The 19,065-nt window shown below is 39.4% G+C and carries 16 protein-coding genes; 2 read left to right on the top strand and 14 right to left on the bottom strand.

Annotation, left to right across the window (positions count from 1 at the left end; translation table 11 throughout):
- Positions 1-39 precede the first annotated feature (39 nt).
- From B9P78_RS01170 to B9P78_RS01150, 5 genes are all read right to left on the bottom strand, one after another.
- Positions 40-981 (bottom strand): AEC family transporter, encoded by a 942-nt coding sequence (locus B9P78_RS01170; RefSeq protein ID WP_094517764.1) that lies wholly within the window; start codon positions 979-981, stop codon positions 40-42.
- Between the two features lie 138 nt (positions 982-1,119).
- Positions 1,120-2,127 (bottom strand): ribose-phosphate diphosphokinase, encoded by a 1,008-nt coding sequence (locus tag B9P78_RS01165; protein WP_094517763.1) that lies wholly within the window; start codon positions 2,125-2,127, stop codon positions 1,120-1,122.
- Positions 2,128-2,257: 130 nt separating this feature from the next.
- Positions 2,258-3,637 (bottom strand): bifunctional UDP-N-acetylglucosamine diphosphorylase/glucosamine-1-phosphate N-acetyltransferase GlmU, encoded by a 1,380-nt coding sequence (gene glmU, locus B9P78_RS01160; RefSeq protein WP_094517762.1) that lies wholly within the window; start codon positions 3,635-3,637, stop codon positions 2,258-2,260.
- Between the two features lie 84 nt (positions 3,638-3,721).
- Positions 3,722-5,092, bottom strand: coding sequence for a DEAD/DEAH box helicase (locus tag B9P78_RS01155; protein ID WP_094517761.1), 1,371 nt, complete (start codon positions 5,090-5,092; stop codon positions 3,722-3,724).
- A gap of 36 nt (positions 5,093-5,128) precedes the next feature.
- Positions 5,129-6,502: a metallophosphoesterase gene (locus B9P78_RS01150; protein ID WP_094517760.1), complete on the bottom strand. Its 1,374-nt coding sequence runs from the start codon at positions 6,500-6,502 to the stop codon at positions 5,129-5,131.
- 302 nt (positions 6,503-6,804) lie between these two features.
- On the opposite strand from B9P78_RS01150, the gene uvrC reads away from it, so the two are divergent.
- Positions 6,805-8,673 carry an excinuclease ABC subunit UvrC gene (gene uvrC, locus B9P78_RS01145; RefSeq protein WP_094517759.1) on the top strand — a complete coding sequence of 623 codons (1,869 nt, stop codon included), beginning with the start codon at positions 6,805-6,807 and terminating at the stop codon, positions 8,671-8,673.
- An 82-nt stretch (positions 8,674-8,755) separates the two neighbouring features.
- Here uvrC and B9P78_RS01140 read toward each other — a convergent pair whose 3' ends face one another.
- The 8 genes from B9P78_RS01140 to B9P78_RS01105 all read right to left on the bottom strand — a co-directional run bounded on the left by B9P78_RS01140 (position 8,756) and on the right by B9P78_RS01105 (position 15,552).
- Entirely contained in the window at positions 8,756-8,890 is a 135-nt protein-coding gene (locus B9P78_RS01140) for a YvrJ family protein (RefSeq protein WP_199445715.1), read from the bottom strand.
- A gap of 89 nt (positions 8,891-8,979) precedes the next feature.
- On the bottom strand, positions 8,980-10,626 hold the full coding sequence (locus B9P78_RS01135; RefSeq protein WP_094517758.1) for a DUF975 family protein: 1,647 nt from the start codon (positions 10,624-10,626) through the stop codon (positions 8,980-8,982).
- 151 nt (positions 10,627-10,777) lie between these two features.
- Positions 10,778-11,959 carry an alpha/beta hydrolase gene (locus tag B9P78_RS01130; protein WP_094517757.1) on the bottom strand — a complete coding sequence of 394 codons (1,182 nt, stop codon included), beginning with the start codon at positions 11,957-11,959 and terminating at the stop codon, positions 10,778-10,780.
- 171 nt (positions 11,960-12,130) lie between these two features.
- Complete coding sequence (locus tag B9P78_RS01125; RefSeq protein WP_094517756.1) at positions 12,131-12,877, bottom strand: TIGR02206 family membrane protein; 747 nt, start codon at positions 12,875-12,877, stop codon at positions 12,131-12,133.
- 212 nt (positions 12,878-13,089) lie between these two features.
- Positions 13,090-13,905, bottom strand: a complete 816-nt coding sequence (locus tag B9P78_RS01120) for a hypothetical protein (protein WP_094517755.1) — start codon at positions 13,903-13,905, stop codon at positions 13,090-13,092.
- A gap of 59 nt (positions 13,906-13,964) precedes the next feature.
- Positions 13,965-14,231 carry a barstar family protein gene (locus B9P78_RS01115; protein WP_094517754.1) on the bottom strand — a complete coding sequence of 89 codons (267 nt, stop codon included), beginning with the start codon at positions 14,229-14,231 and terminating at the stop codon, positions 13,965-13,967.
- Between the two features lie 31 nt (positions 14,232-14,262).
- A complete protein-coding gene (locus B9P78_RS01110; RefSeq protein WP_094517753.1) occupies positions 14,263-14,853 on the bottom strand; it encodes a ribonuclease domain-containing protein in 591 nt (196 codons plus the stop codon).
- 75 nt (positions 14,854-14,928) lie between these two features.
- The gene (locus tag B9P78_RS01105; protein ID WP_094517752.1) at positions 14,929-15,552 is read right to left on the bottom strand and encodes a carbonic anhydrase; all 624 of its coding nucleotides are present in this window, start codon (positions 15,550-15,552) and stop codon (positions 14,929-14,931) included.
- 178 nt (positions 15,553-15,730) lie between these two features.
- Here B9P78_RS01105 and B9P78_RS01100 point away from each other — a divergent pair, with 178 nt between their 5' ends.
- Entirely contained in the window at positions 15,731-17,203 is a 1,473-nt protein-coding gene (locus B9P78_RS01100; RefSeq protein WP_094517751.1) for a phosphate:AMP phosphotransferase, read from the top strand.
- 171 nt (positions 17,204-17,374) lie between these two features.
- Here B9P78_RS01100 and B9P78_RS01095 read toward each other — a convergent pair whose 3' ends face one another.
- Entirely contained in the window at positions 17,375-18,514 is a 1,140-nt protein-coding gene (locus B9P78_RS01095) for a chloride channel protein (protein ID WP_233487636.1), read from the bottom strand.
- Positions 18,515-19,065: the final 551 nt, after the last annotated feature.

Raw genomic sequence — 19,065 nt, 5'->3', positions numbered from 1 at the left:
CACTTGATCTGTTTTTATTTATCCTACAATATTTGATTTTTAGAACAAACCAAATACTTTCATAAGGGTAATCCAAACAACTAGAGTAAACATTGAGAGAATCGTTGAAAATACAACAATTTGATTGGCTAATTTTCCATCCCCACCAGCTGCAACAGCTTGTGCATATGAAGATACTGCCGTTGGGCCTGCAAAGGCAATTAAAATTGAGATAATAGCATCATTTCTAAACCCAACTAGTGCCCCTAAGGTAATGGCAATTAACGGTAGGATGATTAATTTATTGCTTAGGGTAAAGATAAGTGATTTCCCTGAATTTCGTATTTCTTTAAATGAGAATGTCCCACCCATGACCATCAAAGCCAGTGGTGACACCATGCGGTTGATATTGGTTAATGTCGTATTAATAAATACTGGGAATTGAATATTGAATAGCACAACCAAAATCCCAATTATCGTTGCAATCACCATGGGATTAGTGATAACCGTTTTGCCCATTTGTTTAAAGGACACCTTGCTATCAGAATATAGGGAGAAACCAACAACGGACATAATATTCCAAAATGGCACAATAATGGCAATCGTGATGGTCACCATACCCATATTGCTTTCACCTAGCAAAGCTGTTCCTAAAGGTAAGCCAAAAAGAATTGCGTTTGAACGAACAGATCCTTGTAACATTACCCCGTAACGTGTTTGTTCTGACTCAAGTTTGGGAATCACGAAAGCCAAAATGGCATATAGTGTTGCCGCAGTAATCAAAATAAAAGCTAGCGTCGACGCGTTAAAGGTCTGTTTAAAATCAGATATGTATATATTCGTAAATAAATTAATTGGCAATAGTATTGAAAAAATCGCTTTATTAAACTCTTTGAATGATGACTCTTGAATCATTCCTGACCGGGCAAACATTTGCCCAAGCAACATGTACATCACCATGGGCATAACTGCATTAAACCCAATCATTAAATAACCAAACATGAAATTCCCCCAAGTTGACAGTATATTTTCTTAACATTGCTTCAATTGTAGCATATTCACAAAACCCATGGGCAAAGGAAAAGACCAAAACCACAAATTGCAAGTGGTCTTGGTCTCCTTATTTTATATCAATAGTGCTTATTCACCAATACGATCGATTTCGTGGTGAACACCTTTGAATTTTTCGTTGAATAATGGTGAAACTGAACGGTTTTCGTGGATACGAACGATTGCTTCTGCAATTAATTCAGAAACCGTTACTTGTTTAATTTTATCAATTTTCTTATCTTCAGATAGGAAGATTGAGTCAGAAACAATCACTTCGTCTAAGACTGAATCACCTAAACGTTGGATAGCTGGACCTGAAAGTACAGGGTGTGTACAACAAGCGACAACTGATAATGCACCAGCATCCTTAATTGCTTTCGCTGCAAGTGTAATCGTACCTGCAGTATCAATCATATCATCGATGATAATCGCATGGCGACCTTCTACGTTACCAACGATATTCATGACTTCAGCAACGTTTGCTTTTGGACGACGTTTATCGATGATAGCAATAGGTGCCTTTAAGAATTCAGCTAATTTACGCGCACGTGTTACCCCACCATGGTCTGGTGAAACAACAACAACATCTGAATCAGTATATTTCTCGTTATTTAAGAAGTATTCTGCTAACAATGGTGCACCATATAAGTGATCCACTGGCACTTCGAAGAAACCTTGAATTTGAGCTGCATGTAAATCTAAAGCCAAGATACGAGTTGCACCTGCATTTTCAATCATACGAGCAACTAATTTAGCTGTAATTGGTTCACGTGGTTGCGCTTTACGATCTTGACGTGCATAACCAAAGTAAGGAATCACAATGTTAATTGTTTTGGCGCTTGCACGACGACAAGCATCAATCATAATTAACAATTCCATTAAGTTATCATTTACAGGATCTGATGTTGATTGAATAATGTAAACATTGTCCCCACGAATTGATTCCTCAATTGCGATTTTAATTTCACCATCACTGAAATGTGACACTGAAATTTGTCCTAAAGGCACACCCATAGAACTTGCAATTTTTCCAGCTAGTTCTTGATTTGAACTTAGCGAAAAGATTTTTAACCCATAATCGGCTTCTTCTACTGACATTATATTTTACCTCCACTATACTGATATGATCAGACACTCTTTATCGTACCCATTCTACCATAGAAAGCCCTGCTTTGTTAGTGAAATAATTATGGGTAAAATGTGAATTCAATGAAAAAACTTGTGAAATTTAATCTTTTTTAGATATTGCTAAGTGATCCCAGAAACCATCTTTATTTTCTTGACGTGAACGTGCAATACCTAGAGCCTTGCTTGGCACATCTTTTGTAATCGTTGAACCAGCTGCTAGGAAGGCATTTTCAGCAATATTCACTGGTGAAACAATCGTTACATCTGAACCGATGAAAGAATTGTCTCCGACAGTTGAATGATATTTATTCACACCATCGTAGTTAGCGAAAATAACACCGCATGAAACGTTGATATTTTTACCTAACGTAGCATCACCAATGTAAGTTAGGTGTCCTACTTTTGTACCAGCGCCAATATGTGCTTTTTTGATTTCAACAAAGTTACCAATATGTGCATTTTCATCAATACTTGAGTTAGGACGAAGATGAGCGTTTGGTCCAATATCTACCCCGTCTTTTACTTCGCTTTCTTCGATTTCTGAAGAACGTACTTTGACGTTGTTACCAATAATTGAGTCGCGAATGGTAGTACCTGCGTAGATGTGGTTATCTTCACCAATAACAGTTTTCCCTTTGATATAGACATTCGGTTCGATAACTGTATCCGCTCCGATAACTACATCTGCTTCAATATATGTTGCATCCGGATCAACGATGGTCACACCATTACGCATGTGTTTTTCATTAATCCGTTTGAAAGCTGTTTTATTAGCTTGTGCTAAGGCAACACGGTCATTTACGCCAAGTGATTCATCTAGATTATCCATTTGGAAAGCACCAACAGCATGGCCATCTTCTTTTAGAATTTCAATCACGTCTGGTAAGTAGTATTCACCTTGGACATTGTCATTACCAACTTTATCCAAAGCTTCAAATAATAAAGCATTGTCAAAGACATAAGTACCTGTGTTGATTTCAGTGATCAATTTTTCCACATCGTTGGCATCTTTTTCTTCCACAATTTTCATTACGTGGCCATCTTTGCCGCGAACGATACGGCCATATCCAGTTGGTACATCAGCTGGAGCAGTTAGGATTGTTGCTTTATAACCTGATTGTTCATGGGCATCAATTAAACGTGTAATTGTTTCTGCTGTAAATAATGGTGTATCTCCACAAATCACCAAAGTAGTTCCTTGCTTAGCTGCTAATTGGTCTGCTGCTTGTTGAACAGCGTGGCCTGTACCCAATTGTTCAGTTTGCACAGTATAGCTTGTACGGTCTCCTAATAATTCTTGGACAGCTTCAGCACCGTGACCGACAATTGTCACTACTTCATCAATACCAGCCTCGTTTACACTTGTTAATACATGGTCTACCATCGCTTTACCCGCAACTGGATGCAAGACTTTGTATAATTTAGACTTCATACGAGTCCCTTTTCCAGCTGCTAGAATCACTGCATAACGGTCGCTCATCTTTTTCCTTCACTCCTCAACATTCTTGATAACTTATACTCCTTTTTCATTGTAACCCAAGATTAGCTTACTAGACTAGTCTAATTACTCTTGGTTGGAATTCGGTCCACTGTGCTTACGATAGCCTTTATTTTTGCTATCACGACTACGGTTTTTCTTACGTACTTTGGGCTTTGGCCCTTTTTGATGGACACTTGGATTTGCTTTTGGTTTGTGTTGACGTGGTGTTTCCCCGTCATGGTTATCGTCAGTGACTTCGATTTCTTCACGTGGTAGATCTTCTGGTGAAACATCTGTCAATTGCCCGCCATAAGTATAGAAAGCTTTCAATTCAATCTGGTCACCAGTATTTTTCTTCAATTCACGTAATGAACGATCATTAACGAAGGTAATTACCAAACCATATTTGCCCATACGACCTGTACGTCCAGCTCGATGTAAATATTGTTCTGGTGTAGCCGGTAAATCGTATTGAATCACCATTGGCAATTCATCAATATCCAAACCACGCGCAGCTACATCGGTAGTAAATAGGTAGGTGTACTCGCCCTTAGCGAATTTATTAATTGCTTGCTGGCGATTTTGTGCAGCCATTTTTGAATGCAAGTATGCTGTATCAATATGGTTAAATTGTAATTTTTGTTGTAATTGTTCAATTTCAGCCATTGTACGCACAAAGACTAGGGCTTGCATACCTTTCACTTGAGCTAAGCGACGCAACATGTCATCACGTTTACGAACAGGCACAGTAATATAGCCGTCTACTCGTTGTTTTTCAAATGCTTCGCCAATCGTATCTGCAGAAATTTCTACAGCTGGTCCTTGCAACATATCTTTCGCCAATCCAGCTAAGGTATCCGGTACCGTTGCTGAGAATAAGGCTACTTGTGCTTGGCCCGGCATCTTCTTCACTAATGATTTCGTCTGTTTAATATGCTCTTCATCCAGTAAAGCATCGGCTTCATCGATGATGATACTTTCTACTTCATGGACTTTCATTTTACGTTGATCAATCAATTCAATCATTCGTCCTGGTGTCCCCACCACAATATCTGGATGATCTTTTAATTTTTCAATCTGACGTTTTACGTTAGCCCCACCAATGATTTTGGTAAATTTAAAATTCAGAGCACGTGCCCAATCTTGGACGACGTCTCCCACTTGACTCGCAAGTTCTTGCGATGGCACTAAAACGACTAATTTTAGACCACCACGGAAATTCCCCGTTTCGCTACGTTCATCAGCCATACGACTTAAGACTGGCAACAAATAGGCTAATGTCTTTCCTGAACCAGTTGGTGCTGAACCGATAACCGCTTCCTTATTGTACATTGGGTCAAAACTTGCCGTTTGAATATCGGTTGCTTGGTCAAAACCATTGGCTAGCCATTTTTCTTGTAGAGCTTTTGGAAATTTTTCCACAATACCACTTACTTGCATTTCATTTTCGTTCATCTTGTTCCTCAATTTCTCTCTTTTGCTTTGTGGTAGCTATTTTTTCTTAGGATCTGCCACAATAAACATCTCTTCGTTCAAATTGTCCGAAAAGATTTGCTCTGCATCGACGCGTTCTGCGACGACAGTGCGTTCTTTTGTTTCTGGGTCTAATAGGATATAAGACTCTGTTAGGTCTGAAGCATGTGTTACTTTATCCTCGGCTACTTCATATTTAGGCAGGTCAATACTTGTACGGTCGACTACATCGTCATCATACTCTGCTACAGCTGCCACTGATGGCGTCTGCATTGCATCGACACCTTTGGCATGATTCAATTCAGCAATTATCCTATCGGTTGTAGCTTTACTAGATGTATTAGTCACACCCTTATCGGTATTCGCTACATCTACTAAATCAAGGTCCTCATGTTTACTATAGTAGCCATGTGCTTGGGCACGTGCCGCCTGCTTGCTAGCATGCTTTTCTTCGAGTGTACGACTTGTCACGGCACCTTCTTGTTCCGCTACATAATCAATCGCTTCCGTCAAACCTGAAACAGCCCGGTCAACATCTGTTGTTAAATGTACGGCAATAATTTCTGGGCGATTATGCAAACGAATTGGGAAGGAAGATGAGCCTATACCACGTGATACTACCATTTGTTTAGCTGGGTTACCTGGTAAATAGAATACACCCGACGTATATTTAGGGAAACGGCCTTGTCCTGGTGCAAACAGGCCGCCAATAAATGGCAGACGAATTTGTCCACCATGTGCATGCCCTGAAAGCACTAAATCAGGTGATTTATCAATATTTTCGTGGTAACGCAAGAAAGCTTCCGGATGGTGGGCTAACAAAATCTTTGGCTGTAATTTTTGTTCCGTGGTCAAAGATACTGTACGTAGGGCATCGCCATTTAAGAAATGGCGGTTAGCCTTATCGTCCAAGCCCATCAAGGTAATTGCTTGACCTTTATAGGTATAGGTAATCGCGCGGTCGTTTAAGTGCACCACACCCGCTTTGGCCATAGCACGAATGAGCATGTTTTGGTGAAGTGAAACCGCGTCATGATTACCAAATGTTGCAAATGTTGGTGCAATATCTGTTAAGGCATGTAGGAAAGTATACAGTTCAGCTTCTTCTAAGCCCGTCGCATCTGTCTCAATAATGTCTCCAGATAAGGCAATGATATCGGGTTGAATCTCAGTTACATGTTTAACAATTGCATTTACATCTACCATTTGATTGGGTAGGTGAATGTCAGATAAATGGGCAATGGTAAAGCCATTCAAAGCATTATCAAATCGCGGATTTTCTACAAAATAATCCGTTGTCCCTACTGAATAGTTCTGTCCGTACACATAGGCCGCCCCTAAGACGATTGTCCCCATACCTAGTAATGTATTGAAAGCTCCTTTTTTTGCCATCATAGATCCTCCTTGTTTACTGAAAATATCTTCCCCAGTTTGACCCCGTCTACTGTGTTGATGAAAATGGGCAAACTGGTCTTGACTGACTATCGCTTGCTTTGTTCTCTATTCTAACATATCGGGGCTAATCCTTATAACACAAATACATATATTCCCGTCTTTTCGGAATTTCTATTGTTTAAGATACGCTTGTCTTTTACCCACTTGGCTTATCACTGCCAAAATGCTGGCTAGCGTGGTATAATAGCCTATTGTGAAGGACATTTGTCCTAGTAAATGAACGGAAAGGAGACCAAGATATGGCCAGTGAACGAATTGAGAATGCCTTAACCTTACTGCCCGACCAACCGGGTTGTTATATCATGAAAAATGCCAACGATGACATTATCTATATTGGGAAGGCAAAGAATCTTAAGAACCGGGTGCGGTCTTATTTCAAGTCTTCACATACGGGGAAAACCGCGCAATTAGTAAGTGAGATTCATCATTTTGACTATATTGTGACCCAAACAGATAAAGAAAGTTTGTTGCTGGAGATTAATCTGATTCAAAAGTACCAACCCCACTACAACATTAAGTTGAAGCATGGGACAATGTACCCTTATATCAAGATTACCAATGAACGTGACCCACAAATCATTATCACGTCAATTGTTGAAGATGATGGTGGTGAGTATTTTGGTCCTTATCCAAATGTATATGCCGCAACGGGAACACTTGATTTATTACAAAAGACCTATCCCTTACGTAAATGTGGTAAAAATGAAAAACGCGCCTGCTTTTATTACCACCTAGGTCAATGTATTGGTTGCTGTGACCATGAGGTATCTCCGGCAGAATACGAAGCGCAAAAAGTGAAAATTCGTAGTTTTTTAAACGGAAACGTGAGAAGTATTAAGAATGTTCTGAAAGAAAAAATGGTGGCCGCTTCCGAGGATTTACAATTCGAACGTGCGGCAGAATTCCGCGACCAAATCAACTACATTGAGCAAACGGTGGAACCACAAAATATTATGAGTAAAGAATACAATGACCGTGATGTCTTTGCTTATTATTTCGACAAAGGTTGGATCTCCATTCAGGTCTTCATGTTACGCCAATTTTCGATTATCAAACGTGACTCTGCCCTGTTTCCCGTGTATGCTGAACCCTTAGAGGAATTGACATCTTATATCGTTCAATTCTATCAACAAGCCAACCATACCAAACCAAAAGAAATCTTGGTGCCAGCAGGTTTAGATAATAAGTTGTTATCCGAAACGATTGAAGTCAAGGCAACTACGCCCAAACGTGGATCTAAACACAAGGTGCTCGAGATGGCTGAACGCAATGCGAAAATCGCACATTTAGACAAATTCCGTTTGCTAGCCATAAAACAACAGAAAACGACTGGTGCCATCGAACAATTGAGCGAAGCTTTGAATTTACCTTACTTGAAAATTATCGAAAGTTTCGACCATTCCAATATTCAAGGGACCAATCCTGTTTCAGCTATGGTTGTGTATGAAGATGGTCGTCCCAACAAATCCTTATATCGTAAGTTCAAGATTAAAACTGTTGAAGGTGCCAATGAATTTGCGACCACCCAGGAAGTTATCCGTCGCCGTTATGGTCGTCTATTAAAAGAAAATGGGCAAATGCCTGATTTAATTTTGATGGATGGTGGGGCGATTGAAGTAAATGCAGCCCGCGAAGTATTGGAAGATGAACTTGGTTTAGCCATCCCAGTAGCTGGTATGGTCAAGGATGACAAGCATAGAACGGCGAATATGATTTTTGGTGATCCGCTAGAAATTGTACCTCTAGATCCCCGATCGCAAGCTTTTCATCTCCTCCAACGTATTCAAGATGAGGTCCATCGTTTTGCCATTACCTTCCACCGTAAGACGCGAAGTAAGCAATCCTTCACCTCAAAGATGGATGCCATTGATGGTGTAGGTCCTAAGACAAGAACCAAAGTCCTACGCCACTTCAAGACCATGAAAGCTGTACGTGATGCTAGCATTGCCGATATTCAAGCCCTATCTATCCCAGAAAAAGTAGCAATCGAAATTCATAAAGTTGCTTGGGATGGTCAAAAAGACAATCCTTATGAGCTTGATGCATCTTCGGCCTCATCAACGACTGATGACCAAACTATTGATGCCGTCACCAAAGAAAGTGAATAACAGGTGTCATTCACCAGAAAAGCGCTTAAGACATAATTACATGTCCCAAGCGCTTTTTGTGTGGCTGATGGTATGACCTATCTTACTGGGCTAATTTTTCGACTGCTGCGATGAGATCATCAATTTTCTTTTCTGTGCGCGTCATCAAATAGACTGCCACAAAAATTGGAAAGCCAACATTCCCAATCAGTTGCATCCAAACGTCCATAGTTTCCATGTTCTTCACCTCCCTATAGAGAAGAACGAAAAAAGGTGGTAAAACGACAAGACCGAAGCTTAGTCATTTTACCACCTTTAATTTAGTGATTATTTGTTGTTTGGATCGATTTCTGGATCATAGTTAACTTCAGCATCAAAGTCATCCGGATTTAACATGCCGGCTTCTTCATTGCCTACACGGTCAGCCGCTAAAATTACATCTTTAGCATTTTCCACCTTACCAAAATCAGTGCGTTCAGGCGTATTATAACCTGAAATGCTGTAAGGTTTCTTATATTGCTCTCCCGTTTCGGGGTCAACTTCTGCCTCCTGTGTACCACCGATGACAAAACTATTACGTACAGCTGAGCTTTCTGCAGCTGGTTTCGCATCTAATTGAATGCGTTCAGCTGGGGCTGGGGCGCCTGCTTGGTTATAGTCATTTGCCTCTACAGTGAAGCTATCTTTAATTACTGATACCGCTTGGTCTGTTGCATATGTTAAAGTGGCTGGCTGTGCAATATCTGCAACCCCTTGACCAACTACATATGAACCACGAAGTGCAGAAGATGCACTTACTGCTTGCGCTTGATCACTTGTGCCGGCTTTATCTTCATCGGCTAAAGAGAAGACTGCATCTCCATTAGTAGTATCTTCAGTCGTTTCAGTTTCCGCTGGTGCATCTTCAGCATTTACTGCTTGGTTAGCAGCTACGCCTGTTGCAACAGTTTCTGCAGGATGAATTGCAGCTGCATCTTCAGTGAAAGCTGGACGAGCTTCAGTGTGATATTCATTTGCTGGTGCATCCGGTGTTAGATCTAATTCTGGGAATTGTGCATCTAAATCTGCGCCATGTTCATCCGTTAATAAACGATAGAATAAAGCTGTCGCGATGTTTTGACGAACGATGTATACAAAAGCTAAGACAATGTTTGCAATCGCAGCAATGACTGCCAAAATACCCGCTAATACGCCAGAATTCGATGCATAGAAAGCAAATCCTACGACTGCTGAGACAACTAGACCAATTAAAACTGGTACGATAACATTTTGAAGACCGATTAAGAATATTTTCCAAACATTACCCTTCATCATAGTTTTCGAAACCTTCAATGGTTTTAAGCCAGCTAGACGATCATTATCATAGATTAAGTAGTTGTTCATTATTAAACGCAATGTAATGAATGTAATCAATACAATAAAGATTAATAAGCCAATAAAACCGTACGTTAGGAAACTTCCTGCCAATAAACCACCAGCACCATCTACAGAAACAGTTGTACCTGATACTAAAGTAGATAGGGCTGCCAAATCAGTAGTTGCGCTAAATAAGAAGAAGCCAATACCACCAATTACCGCTAGCAATAGCAATTGCCAGAATGCAATCACTAATTTATATAAGAATTGATTCCAAACATTACGCATGTATTTACGTTGGAATGGTTCAAAGATATTTCCTAATCTGAATTTATCTTCGTCTACTAAACGTAAAGTAGCCCAATTTAAACCTAATTCTAATGGTTGCGAAATAAAAATTGCTACAAGGATTGAAATCACCCCTGAGATTGCTACCATGATGCCAGATGCTGACTCAGTATCTGTAGTACCTGTTAGCAAACTAACTAACCAGGTAATCAAACCAGAAATAACACTAACTACTATCATTGCACCTACGATTGGAAGGGTATTGCCCTTCTGAATTGCTTTGGCTTCTTGATTAATACTCGAAGCCGTTCTTGAAATTTTATAACTCATAACTACACTCCCTTTTTTATAAATTGATAAACATGTACCCAAGTTCTAGGAAACTTTCCTCTACACATGCCTTCATTCAATCATATGTCTACATTATATATGAAAGGCACAGTCATCCTTAAATCATAAGTCTTGCGAATTGGGATTAATTTTACATTTTAGGTAGATCAAATCTTTTTCTCACACGCATCCCTATTTCATTTAATGCGTCTTCAGATTGCGGAAAGATACCTATCTTATCAACAAAACCATGGTCCAAACCTCGATAGCGGAAAAATGATGTCTGCACGCCATTGGTCATCAAACGTTTCGCGTAAGCTTCAGACTCCAAACGCAGAAAATCATATTCTGCCGTCACAATAATTGTTGGGGGCATCTGTTTAATAATAGCATCCGGCGCAAACAGCGGAGATACCAAGGGATCTTTAAGGTCCACATTTTGAGCATACAATTTGTTAATGTAGTGGACCCCTATACCAAGTGATTTCACGATAAAGGTAATCAATTCATCATGGTCTTTAATATCATATTCATCAATGGACCATTTATAGTCCCTAGTTTCCTTCATCGCCATATTGACAATTGGATATAACAATATCTGTTCCTTTATCCAGTAGTTTCCTACTTGAATATCATAAATCGTTAAGGCTGCCGCAATATTGGCGCCAGATGAATCACCCATAATCGCCATTTTTTCAGGATCTACACCCAGTAAATCCGCATTATCTTTAACCCAACCTAGCATCGCTAGACCATCGATAAGGGCATATGGAAAAGGGTGCTCTGGTGCTAAGCTATATGGAAAAGCAACCACTATTGCGCCCGTTTTAAAGGCAATCCCCCGACAAGTATTGGTGATAGTATCAAAAGTTGTACCAATAAAACCGCCACCATGCAAATACACAATGACAGGTGCGGGCTTTCCTGCACGTAATACTTCATCCGGGTAAAAGACACGTGCATGCATCATTCTTTCTTCAATCGGAAAATCAAATTCACGAATGGTAATCCGTCCATTTGAAATATCACGATTTAAGGCCGTTCCTACTACCCGACGGTATAGGAAGAGAAAGGGGTTATATTGTTTCTCGATAATATCGTTTAAATATTGAATCAAGGGTGTTGGGTCGCGATGAATTTTAATCGATCCTAGCAGACGTTCATCTAATTGCCCCCCGATATCAGAATTAGGCAATTTCTTAATGATGAACTCACCATTTGGAAATTCCTTCTTTGTGTAACGGTGCTTCATGGCTTCCACTTGTTCCCAGTAGCGAATATCTGGTTGGATTTTTGGCCGTCTCTGTCGACCCACTGTTGTTAATATGCCCATTATTCATTCCTTTCTTATGTCTCTCTATATTCTATTGGATATAAAATTTGTATTCAAGAAATTCGCGGTTTGTTGCCGTCATTGTCACGTGATACTTGCCGTACAGGCAAAAAAATACCCAGAACCAAGCATACAGCCCTGTTCCAGGTGATTTTCATTATATAAGGTTACCTATGCAAGTAAGTTAAACAAGCCATAGCCCAGAAAGAAAAGGATTAAAGTAAAAACAAAGTTTCCAATCGCATAGGTTAAGGCCGGTACTTTTTCTAAAATAGCTAGTGGGCGATGTTTCATATAGAAGTAATTACCACCAGTAGCTCGATTTACATATAAAGCCACAAACCAATACACGATAAAGGCTACAAATGAAATAGCTAACCCTTCAAGACTTGGTGTCCCGCCCGTCATAAAATAAGCAAAGAAAGGAATTAGAATAGTAATCACATGATTTAAGAAGTAGCTCAAACCAGATACGTGGTAAATTTTATTAATACGACTTGGCATAAAGAAAGAGAAGTATGCATATAATCCAAAGTAGAACAGAACTTGCATAATCATTTGATCACCTGTTACTAAATAGATTAGCCCCATAATGGTAGATAATCGACAAATATGTAATGGCAAAGCCTGTTTCAAATCAAACTTAGTTTCAAAGTAATACCAAGAATATAAAAGCATTTGTTGTAAAATACTAATGACAAATAATACGCGCCCAATCACTACTTGATTGGTTTCAATGAAATCACTAAAGACAAACATTGCAATCAGGATGGCAAAGAATGCTGCCAAGTATAAAATATGGGCTGTTGAAAAGGCATTAATAAAGGGTGCATCAATACTTACACAGTTTACATACAATTTTTCTTTCAAAGCCTGCCATTTTGCCTTGCGACTGGCATTTTTGTCCATTGATTCCATGAATACTTCCACCATAATCCTTTCAATTCCATTTTGTGCGTCTTTTCCTTCCTAATCTTACGAAATTTTTCCATGCTTCACAAGTAAGAAGCACCTTAGAAACGTGTCGTATTCGTAAAATTCACCTTTACAGGAAATTAACAATCAAAAAAGGCTTAAAACCGGTATTTCCCGTTCTAAGCCTTGTATATTTTGTAATAAATAAGCAGCATTTACCCACTAAGTGCCGCCTGCTCACGATCCATTTGCAAGACAATAGTTGCAATCATATCCCGTTCAAAAGCAAAACGACCTGACTTAAAGTGATAGTCGATATTCTGACGGGTCATGTAGGTCATATCGGCGATTGCTGTCGCGTAACCTCGTTTGAATAGGCCTGTCACGTAGAATTTTTTGGCGTCCAATTCTTGGAAAATATCCACCCACTTGGTAGGTTTGCGCGCTGAAAAAGTAATATCCGTCATGGATAACAATTTCTCTTCCTTGGCATATAAGACTTGTTTATATGCATTTAAGCTTATTAACTCTTCACCAAGAAAATCTTCCGCCACCATCGCACCCTTAATCCATAGCGGCGCTTGGATTTCATACAAGAAGGCCACGACACGTGCCACAGGATTTTGATCTTGAACTGTTCGCTGCCAGTTGATGAGGTGCATATTCAAAAGGTTATCCTCCATAAAGTTGGCATTATACAGGATGTAACCTTTACCTAAATCTCTTGCTTGTTTTAAAGCTGCATCGGAAAAAGTTAATGATTGTGCAATATCCTCAGAAAGTCCCAATCCTCCGTTGACTTGAATGGGGTAAATAGCCTCTTGTAATACCCGATAATACAGGACAGCCGTCATAGCATCACGAAATAACATAGATTGTTTATGTACTAGTTGATCAAGGGCTTGATAATCTGATAACAAAGATGGTTCAAATTTTCCTTGTATCATGCTATGTGCCTGATTAATAATCTCAACAGCTAATTCTTGGTTAGTACTATCTACTTGATAAGCTGTTGTTAGCATTACGCCCATATCTTCCCTCCTTATTCCATATTTTGATATCTTAACGTTTTGTAAATCATATTTTCATCTTACCGAAGAACAGTGATAAATGCATTCTTTTCTGCAATGTCTAACAATAATTTTAGAAAGCGGTCAGCATAATGGCCCAAATGATCATGCAATTCATCAAAGTGAATTATTTGAATTTCAAGCTTTTCTTGGTGACTCATCAATAAATCATGTAGCGCGTCTAGATTTCGCCCATAATATTCTGGAAAGTCCAAGGCATAGGCCAGGTAATCATGTAGATCTGTTCGGTCAAAAATATCTTGTCCATCAATAGTAATCCTATACATTGGCTAGCTCCTTTCATATTTTCCCAAATTGCTAATACAACTGTTCAAAGGTTTCATAGTGATCATCTGTATAATATATATCCCCATCATCAGAATAAATCAGGCGTTCTGATCCACGAAAACCTCCCTCATAATTGACATCCGCTTCTCGGTATTCATCATCTGTTGGCAAAACTTCTTCATAGTTGCCAAAATGATCACCACCGATAGACATTTGATCGGTTACTTCCCAAAGATTCCCTTGGTTTGAGACCCATCCCAGTTCCTCAGCCTCATCTTTTGTAATGTAATTAACAGGTAATTTATCATACTGATCAATATAGGCGGCAACTTCTTCTGGACTAGTATAGGCTTGCCCCTCTTCAACGACCACACCACTCGTATCTGTACTAACTGACTGACTGGTTACACTTTGACCACTCGTGCTTGCTTCGTTTGATTGGTTACTTGCGACTTGTTGACTACTTTCACTTGTCGTTTGACCTTGGTCGGTGAAACTTTCAAACAATTGCATGGGATCTTGTGTTGCGACCAAACCTAGCACCACAATCACTAAACCTGCGAGACTCTTAGGCTTTTTTAATAATTCTAGTATTTGTTGGGGCGTCTTTTGATTGCTCATGACATCTTCCTCATTTCCTACTCAACATAAAACGCCCTTTTAGTCAAAAGGACGTTCCGGTAATGCTATTTTACATTAAATTCTGACAAATGTCTCTGTCTCAGGGTCATAGGCTTCAACAAAGCCTTCATCAGTGTGGAAATGCCAGCCGTGTACACGTAATTTTCCTTCAGCTACGCGATTAGCCACAACTGGATGCGTCAATAAATGTTCATATTGAGCAATGATATTTGTTTTCTCCATTAAGTCGCTTTGTGCCACTGGATCATCAATTTCAGCTAATTGATATGCGATTGATTCTTTAACTGGATTCAAACGTGCTACCCAATGCTTTAAATGTGGCATATCGTCAATATTTGCTGGCGGATTTAAGCAGGTATTACACCCACCACAGTTAATATGGCCTAATAAAATAATATCTTCAACTTGTAGAGAGGTTACCGTAAAATCTAACCCAGCTTGAATCGATGGCAGTGGATCTGGATCATCGTAGGCAGGGACAATATTGGCAATGTTTCTGATTTGGAATACCTCACCTGGCCCCGCTTGTAGCAAACTCTCTACATTGATGCGTGAATCACCACAGGTTATTACCAAAGTATGTGGTGAATGTGTTCTTGCTAAGGCTTCATAAGTCTCTTGGTGCGTATGAAAATCAGTATCATGAAATTGTTGGATTGCTTTTTTAAAGTCTTTCATTAAACGATTCCTTTCCTCATTTGACGTCCTAATTATTTTATCATAAAACTCTAGTACTTTTTTAAATTTTAGTCTATTCATGCGAAAATAGCACAATCATTATGTAAATTTGTATTTATGATTTATAATGTATGTTAATCAATTGCAGGTATTTTTATCATAAAAAGGATGTGGACACATGTTACCAAAAAAATCTGCCAAGCGTACAAGTATTCCAACAGAATTACAAAATACCAGTCGCACGGTGCTCGGCGAAAAATTTGCCGAACTCCACCGCCAACTCCAAGAAACCGATAAGAGTATGCTCGTCATTATCGATGGTTGGGAATCTAGCGGCAAAGGCTTCCTATTAAAAGACCTAACGCGCGAACTCGATCCTAAACACTATGAAGTAGCGGTGTTCAACGAAGCGGTTCTACAGGATGAGAAACGTCCTTATCTATACCGTTTCTTCATGCGCTCACCAAAACGCGGTCAGATTGTTTTCTTCGACCGCTCTTTCTACTATGAACTTTTCCATAATTTAGACATCAAAGAGAAACGCTTAGATCATCTATTAAATGACATTTCCTTTGTAGAGAAAGCACTCCACGATGATGATACCCTAGTTGTAAAATTCTTCATCCACCAAACAAAAGATGAGATGGCGAAACGTATCGAGGATAGCCACGATAAAACCGACTATGATGCCCTATCTACGAAAGACGATGAACATCAACTAGAAAACTATAAAGCTTTCCATCAACATTTTTCTACTATTCTAGAAAAGACCAATTCCGACGATTTACCATGGCATATCCTATATGTGGATGGCCAAAAAGATCAATCTAGGGAAGCCTTAAAAATTTCTATCGACAGTCTTGAGAAATGGTTACAAGCGGATTTAACCCGTCCAGCGCAAGAGGACTTCCTAGCCGGTTTAGATACGGCAGTTGCGCCTTTGAGTCAAATCGACCACAGTGCAAGCATATCTGAGACCGATTATGAATTGGAAAAAGAAAATCTCCAACAACGGGCAGCGGACCTACTATATAAAGCATACAAAATGAATAAAGGTGTCATCGTTGCCTATGAAGGTAGCGATGCTGCTGGTAAGGGTGGTAACTATCAACGCCTAACACGTTTGATGGATCCACGAGGTTACGACGTGTCTACCGTTTCTGCACCCAATGCTGAAGAAGCCAGCCATCATTATTTATGGCGTTTCTATCGAGACTTCCCTAGTTTGGGACGCATGACCATTTTTGATCGAACCTGGTATGGCCGTGTCTTAGTGGAACGCATTGAAAACTTTACGCCAACCTATCGTTGGCAAGAAGCCTACGATGAAATTAATCAAATGGAACATAACTTAACTGATCAAAATTACCTCCTTTTAAAATATTTGATTGTTATTGATAAAGACACCCAATATGACCGTTTTATGGGTCGAGAAAAAGATCCTGACAAACAATATAAAATCACCGACGAAGATTGGCGTAATCGTGACAAATTTGATGACTATGTTCAAGCCATGAACGATATGGTCCTTAAAACATCTACCCCAGAAGCACCATGGAAATTGATTTCCGGTGTAGACAAACGTCACGCTCGTATTGCAGTATTAAAAGACTTCATTCAACGTATGGAAGCATTTTTAGAGAAAAAATAAAAAAACGAGGCTGGGACAAAAGGTCTCTCAAAAAAATACACGCCCAAAACTATGAACTTTTTTGTTCAGTAGTGGGCGTGTATTTTTCTATATCTTTATAAAAATAAACGAAAGTGGGACAAAACTACTTTTTTCGCAAAAGTAGTTTTGTCCCAGCCTCTTTATGTTGTCTTATAAATTTTGATTATCGATTAATTGCAACGGATAAATTGAGTGGTGGCGGCTAAACACATAAGCCACAGCGCTCGTAATGACAAAATATGGTGTGTATTCAAAACCAAAAATTTCGCCACCAATAAAAATTGGTGCGATCAAGGTATTTGTTGCACTACCAAAAACACTAGTGTAACCAAGTGCTGCAGCAAAACTTATCGGCAACCCCACTAAATGTCCGATAACCGCACCAAGTGATGCCCCAATTGAGAATAGTGGTGTGACCTCGCCACCCCAAAAGCCAATGCCGACGGTTAGAATCGTTAGCAACAATTTTAATAGCCAGTCATAAACATATACTGTTTCGCTACCAAAACTTGCTAAAATCAAATTACTCCCCGTACCAGCATAGCGTCCTTCATGAAGAAAAATGATAAATAGGGCCAACGCTACGCCTCCTATACCTATCCGAATCATTTGATTAGGTATTTTCTCCGCTAAGAAGTGTTTGCTCTTCACCAAGATTCTTGCAAAGCTAGCGCCCACGAATCCAAAGATAATACCAACAACAAATAATTTTAATAGTAGCAAATAGTCCAATTCTAACGTAATATGTAGCGGCATTTGGAAGGTTTTTAAACCTAAATATTTAGACGTGCTACTCGAGACAAAGGCGGCAATAAAAGTAGGAATCATCACTTCATAACGCAATTTGCCCTTTTCAAGCACTTCCATAGCGAAAAAGGTGCCGGCTATAGGGGTACCAAACAAACCAGCAAAACCTGCAGCTACCCCAATCACAATGATATCTCCCGCATTTTGAGCCAATTTAAATGTACGATCAAACCAGTTGGCAATCGTCCCACCTAATTGAACAGCAACACCTTCACGTCCAGCACTTCCCCCAAATAGATGGGTTATCCAGGTCCCAATTAAAGCGAATGGTACTAAACGCAATGGGATTTTATCCTCTTTGCCCTGATCTACTAAGAAAAGTAGTGCAATTCCTTTATTACTCGTTTTACCATACTTATATAAGATGTATACAAATAACATCCCCACAATTGGTAAGAAAGGCACCAGATAATAGAAATACGCTAAACGAAAAGCAGATAGCGTCACTATTACTTTACCAAAAAGCGTTTCAGCGGCACCCACGCTAGCCCAATGAAAACACTCATCCCCGTTAGATAGGCAATTCCTCCCATACGTTTCATATTGATATGCATATTAGTTTCCTCCTTCTTCCTAAACTTTCTCAACCCATCACTTCATTATTACACAAATTTGATATGAAGCTATTTTTAGATGAAAAATGACTTCTACTCACAAAAAATAGTGGTAGAAGTCATCAGCAAAGTACTGTTTGAACAAGAACTGTGGGAGACATTCATTCCCCTCTTATTTCAATCATTGTCTAATACTTTGGTAGCATTGTCAATTTAGACAAAAAAGGCTGGGACAAAAAATTAAAATCAAAAATTTTTCGTCCTTACAGTGTACGTTCCTTGTGAGCCGTGGGACCATTGAAAGCCAAGGTCTTTCAATTTGAATCGAACCAAGGTCTCGATTACATCCTCTTTCACGGCTAAGGAACTACACTTTCAGTCCTTTAACCTGTTCCCATGATATATTTCAATCAAAATTTATAAGAATTTTTTCAAAGTAAAAGGCGTACACAACTCTTTTAAAGAATTGTGTACGCCTTT

The organism is Aerococcus sp. 1KP-2016 (genome assembly GCF_002252085.1).
In the GTDB taxonomy this organism is placed as follows: Bacteria; Bacillota; Bacilli; order Lactobacillales; family Aerococcaceae; genus Aerococcus.
The sequence above is the reverse complement of the archived record's forward strand: the minus strand, read 5'-3'. Positions and strand labels throughout refer to the sequence as shown.

What these genes read in the sequence shown, in the direction of transcription:
- B9P78_RS01170 (WP_094517764.1), bottom strand. Translation starts at nt 981, where the DNA reads ATGTTTGGTTATTTAATGATTGGGTTTAATGCAGTTATGCCCATGGTG.
- B9P78_RS01165 (WP_094517763.1), bottom strand. Translation starts at nt 2,127, where the DNA reads ATGTCAGTAGAAGAAGCCGATTATGGGTTAAAAATCTTTTCGCTAAGT.
- glmU (WP_094517762.1), bottom strand. Translation starts at nt 3,637, where the DNA reads ATGAGCGACCGTTATGCAGTGATTCTAGCAGCTGGAAAAGGGACTCGT.
- B9P78_RS01155 (WP_094517761.1), bottom strand. Translation starts at nt 5,092, where the DNA reads ATGAACGAAAATGAAATGCAAGTAAGTGGTATTGTGGAAAAATTTCCA.
- B9P78_RS01150 (WP_094517760.1), bottom strand. Translation starts at nt 6,502, where the DNA reads ATGGCAAAAAAAGGAGCTTTCAATACATTACTAGGTATGGGGACAATC.
- uvrC (WP_094517759.1), top strand. Translation starts at nt 6,805, where the DNA reads ATGGCCAGTGAACGAATTGAGAATGCCTTAACCTTACTGCCCGACCAA.
- B9P78_RS01140 (WP_199445715.1), bottom strand. Translation starts at nt 8,890, where the DNA reads ATGGAAACTATGGACGTTTGGATGCAACTGATTGGGAATGTTGGCTTT.
- B9P78_RS01135 (WP_094517758.1), bottom strand. Translation starts at nt 10,626, where the DNA reads ATGAGTTATAAAATTTCAAGAACGGCTTCGAGTATTAATCAAGAAGCC.
- B9P78_RS01130 (WP_094517757.1), bottom strand. Translation starts at nt 11,959, where the DNA reads ATGGGCATATTAACAACAGTGGGTCGACAGAGACGGCCAAAAATCCAA.
- B9P78_RS01125 (WP_094517756.1), bottom strand. Translation starts at nt 12,877, where the DNA reads ATGGAATCAATGGACAAAAATGCCAGTCGCAAGGCAAAATGGCAGGCT.
- B9P78_RS01120 (WP_094517755.1), bottom strand. Translation starts at nt 13,905, where the DNA reads ATGGGCGTAATGCTAACAACAGCTTATCAAGTAGATAGTACTAACCAA.
- B9P78_RS01115 (WP_094517754.1), bottom strand. Translation starts at nt 14,231, where the DNA reads ATGTATAGGATTACTATTGATGGACAAGATATTTTTGACCGAACAGAT.
- B9P78_RS01110 (WP_094517753.1), bottom strand. Translation starts at nt 14,853, where the DNA reads ATGAGCAATCAAAAGACGCCCCAACAAATACTAGAATTATTAAAAAAG.
- B9P78_RS01105 (WP_094517752.1), bottom strand. Translation starts at nt 15,552, where the DNA reads ATGAAAGACTTTAAAAAAGCAATCCAACAATTTCATGATACTGATTTT.
- B9P78_RS01100 (WP_094517751.1), top strand. Translation starts at nt 15,731, where the DNA reads ATGTTACCAAAAAAATCTGCCAAGCGTACAAGTATTCCAACAGAATTA.